The organism is Xenorhabdus khoisanae (assembly GCF_001037465.1).
In the GTDB taxonomy this organism is placed as follows: Bacteria; Pseudomonadota; Gammaproteobacteria; order Enterobacterales; family Enterobacteriaceae; genus Xenorhabdus; species Xenorhabdus khoisanae.
In genome coordinates, this window is the sequence record NZ_LFCV01000235.1 from 1 (window position 1) to 3,714 (window position 3,714).

Sequence of the window (3,714 nt, forward strand, 5' to 3'; positions counted from 1 at the left end):
AACCCTCCTTGAGGGGTACCTGCTTGCACAGTCTCTTGAGCTAGAGATGTGATCAAGAGACAGTGCCAAGCTGGGGGTTTTCTATATACAAGAAAAAAGCCACCGTAAAGGTGGCTCTTTCTAACCCTAACTCACTGTTTTATCAGTGAATTTTTATGGTACCAGGGCAGGACTTGAACCCGCACAGCCTAAAGGCCGAGGGATTTTAAAATCGTTGTCATTTCCAATAAAATCAATAAATTAAAGTACTTATTCCTAATATAAACCCTTATTAACACCCTTAAAAACTAATCGGTTACAAGTATTTTCCCTTCGTAATTAGGAATAAAGAGAACATAAAATAAACAGCAATTATTTGCTTACTGCTAATCATTTCTATGCATTTTCTAATTGAAAGAGAAAGGCTGCTCTTCTGCAATGCAACCGTTCGCTGACTACATTGATAGAACTGCGTAGCTGTACCTGTTGGAATGAGCCAGGTTCTGGAAGAATCAAAAGGCTACACGGATATTGATCCTGATCATGTGTGGTAAGAGTGGCAGGAGTATTTACAGCAATAATTTGATTAATATAGTTTTCCATCTGTTGATCTATTCCCAATTTTCTGAGTGCTTAACTGGGGAGATTTTCGCCCTTTACGTTAAGTCCCATCTTGAACTCTCACTCAAAATTTTCCTTCTCTGGGGGGCGAATATTCAAGTACAACCTTCGAAAATAGCACACAGCTCACCATTAGCTTAATTAACCCACTATTTAGCAAATTTCTCCCAGTTGAGATCCTTAAAACAAGGTCCTTGGGTTGCTTCTGAAAATTTAATGTCATTATGTCCTGCATTCCACTCCATGATTTGTACATCATTATTATTGTCAACAATCAAATCCCAACCAATACATCGAACAAATGGATACCTCAAATGTAACTGAACAGCAATATCACAACATTTTTTAAAGCTGGGTAATATTCCCCCAAACTTAACAAGAGTATCCGGATGTTTATTAATCGTATTCCAATTAGTAAGAAATCCATCACAAGATAATTCCCCACTATTAATATCTACTGGGATTCGTACATGACTTGATGACTTAACATGCGTGTCACTATTTCTTCCTACTCGTAAATAGGCAGCTCTGACATTACATATTCCACCGTCATTGATGACCGTTGTTAACCGTAAAGTTGCAACAGACTTATCACAGATAGCATTAAAAAAATCATGTTGAACTATTATTCTTTGATAGACACCATTTAAAAAATTTAATTCTTTATTAAATTCTTTTTTCGAAATAAATTTAATGCCTGATCCCTGTTGAGATTCATCTGGTTTAAAAATAATCTTTTCACCGCTAAAGAATAAATTTTCTTTAGCCTGTTCAAAATTAACTACTTTTTTCTCTACTGGCTCAATTAACAATCCATTTGTTGAATATAGTAAATCAGGAATATTATCTGTTTTTAACATCACTCTGCTTAATGATTTCAAATCCGATATATTTGCATAACTTCCTGATATTTCATTAATAACAATACCGCCATAATAATTATCAGGCATCCATCCCTCTTTAAACCCATTAGCTATTGCACTATATACATATAGCCAAGGCGCATAACCAATCCACTTCAAAGCATCTACTGCATATTCATCACATTTTTTCTTTATGCTTGGATTTAATTTTCCTTTTTGTTTTTCAATTTCAGATAAAATAGACAAGGCTTGTATACGATGAGATTCATGGTATTCATTAAAGATAATACGATTATAATATCTTTTTATTTTCCTTCTTATAGTGCCTTTTATCATGATAAATTATGAATCATAAAAAAATAGGGTGTTATAATTTACCATAAAAAAAATACATTAAAAAGTCTTATCAAGAGAACCCCTTAGTTTGTAAGAGGTTCCTAGCTTTACTAGCCTACTTAATCCATCATATATACGCCAGAAGCACTTCCGTATTCACTGCCCACTATACTTAATTTTCTGCCATCAGAAGATACAATAAAGTCCCAATAACCACTGCGCCCCATAGGTACACAAAAACGAAGTCCAGAAACAGGTGGAACGAGAAAACCGGTCACGGTATTATTTCCCGTATTATAACGCTGAACAAAAAGATACTGACCCAAACAATTCTCACTAAGTATTGCTTCCGCAACAGCAGCCGCTCCACCAAAATCACCAATTTTTCGCCACCTCTGATGAATCCCTTTTACTTGATACCGACTATCGGACTCCTGTTTAGTGTAGCTCTCCCCTCGTAAAGCATAATTTCCTGCATGTTGATAGTTTCCAACAGGCTGGTAGTTTCCTTTGGATTGATACTTAGCATCAGATTCCGGCTTAGTGTAGCTTTCACCTTTCAGTGCGTAGTTCCTAGCAGGAGCATAGTTACCCTTCTGTTGATAACGGTTGTCACTCTCATTCTTTGAATAGCTGTATCCAGCAGTCAAATAATTCCCCAGTGGTTGATATTTATTGTCAGATTCAGTTTTGGTATAACTATCTCCTTTCAGAGCATAATTCCCGACAGGCTGATAATTGCCCTTCGGTTGAAAGCGCTGATCGGATTCTTCCTTGCTATAGGCTCCCGCATCATCGGCGGTTAGATCGGCTTTTAATTCTACCCAAGCACTACCTATCGTTGGCTCTTCCTTGTTGTTCTCAATACGTGATTGCCAGACTTTCTGTTTGTGATAGACCAACGCCCGCAGAGGGTAAGGCTGTGCATCATTGCTCCACTGAGCTGCACCAAAGGCCTGCATTTCTCCCACAGCTTCGGTGATATCGTGAAAAATACCATTCATCTTTTCACGTTCAATATCCCTTGCTGTGGGATCTTCGTTTTGGTCACGTCCGTATTCAGCGCCGTAGCCCTGAGCATATGAGACAGCACCATTTGGTTGAACTTCATCAGGAATAGCAACCCTATCCCCTTGCGCTGCAAAGGGAACTTTAAATGTTTTTGTCATGATATTAGGCTCCGAAGTGACTGTTAAAGAAGTTGGCATGTTGGTAGCCAAAGCCAAAGATGTTACCCCCGCTATTATCGGTTTTATTCAGCGTGGCTGTCTGTTTGTCCCTAATTGTGACATCAAGGTACACATCATTTTTTTTCGTCGTCTTATCAGATTTATTATTTTGAGTATTCATATCTAACCCTCATTTAATCAACAAAGTACATTGCTAAGTAATATGAAGGCGGTAGGTCATCTCCGCCTATAAACATCAACATTGGGTTTATCAATACGGAAGAGTCTGTTTGGGCGTATTTCAATGAATAGCTTAGGGATTCATTACATTACATCTTATATCGTAAGAATAATACTTAATGCCAGAGGGAAGATTTATAAAATTTATATCATGATTAATAATTAATAAAAACATCACTTGGATTCACATATTAAGCGCAACATCGTTATAAACATAGTCAGTGTGGAAACAATACAAAAATTGATTTTATTTAAAGCAAATTAACACATACCATGATTAGGATAGCTTAAATTACATTCACTCTGTTTTTTATTTGATCACTCATGCGGTTACCCTGGGTGGTGTACCTGCTAATGCTAAGGGTAATTAAATATTTTTATTGAGTTATTATTTATTTTGTAATAATTCAGATTCTGAGTTGCTATGCTTCGGATCGTATCAACTCAGAATCTGTGATAACATAAATTACCGTCACTACCGTTGTGGAGGCTGAAAAAAAAATAGA

Annotated in this window: 3 protein-coding genes; all 3 read right to left on the minus strand. The window is 36.8% G+C overall.

The window, feature by feature from the left end; translation table 11 throughout:
- Nucleotides 1–749: 749 nt before the first annotated feature.
- The 3 genes from AB204_RS20440 to AB204_RS22965 all read right to left on the minus strand — a co-directional run bounded on the left by AB204_RS20440 (nt 750) and on the right by AB204_RS22965 (nt 3,149).
- On the minus strand, nt 750–1,799 hold the full coding sequence (locus tag AB204_RS20440; protein ID WP_053067967.1) for a sugar-transfer associated ATP-grasp domain-containing protein: 1,050 nt from the start codon (nt 1,797–1,799) through the stop codon (nt 750–752).
- Between the two features lie 119 nt (nt 1,800–1,918).
- Nucleotides 1,919–2,968: a hypothetical protein gene (locus AB204_RS20445; protein WP_047965218.1), complete on the minus strand. Its 1,050-nt coding sequence runs from the start codon at nt 2,966–2,968 to the stop codon at nt 1,919–1,921.
- Between the two features lie 4 nt (nt 2,969–2,972).
- Nucleotides 2,973–3,149, minus strand: a complete 177-nt coding sequence (locus AB204_RS22965) for a hypothetical protein (RefSeq protein WP_161796590.1) — start codon at nt 3,147–3,149, stop codon at nt 2,973–2,975.
- Between the last annotated feature and the right edge of the window lie 565 nt (nt 3,150–3,714).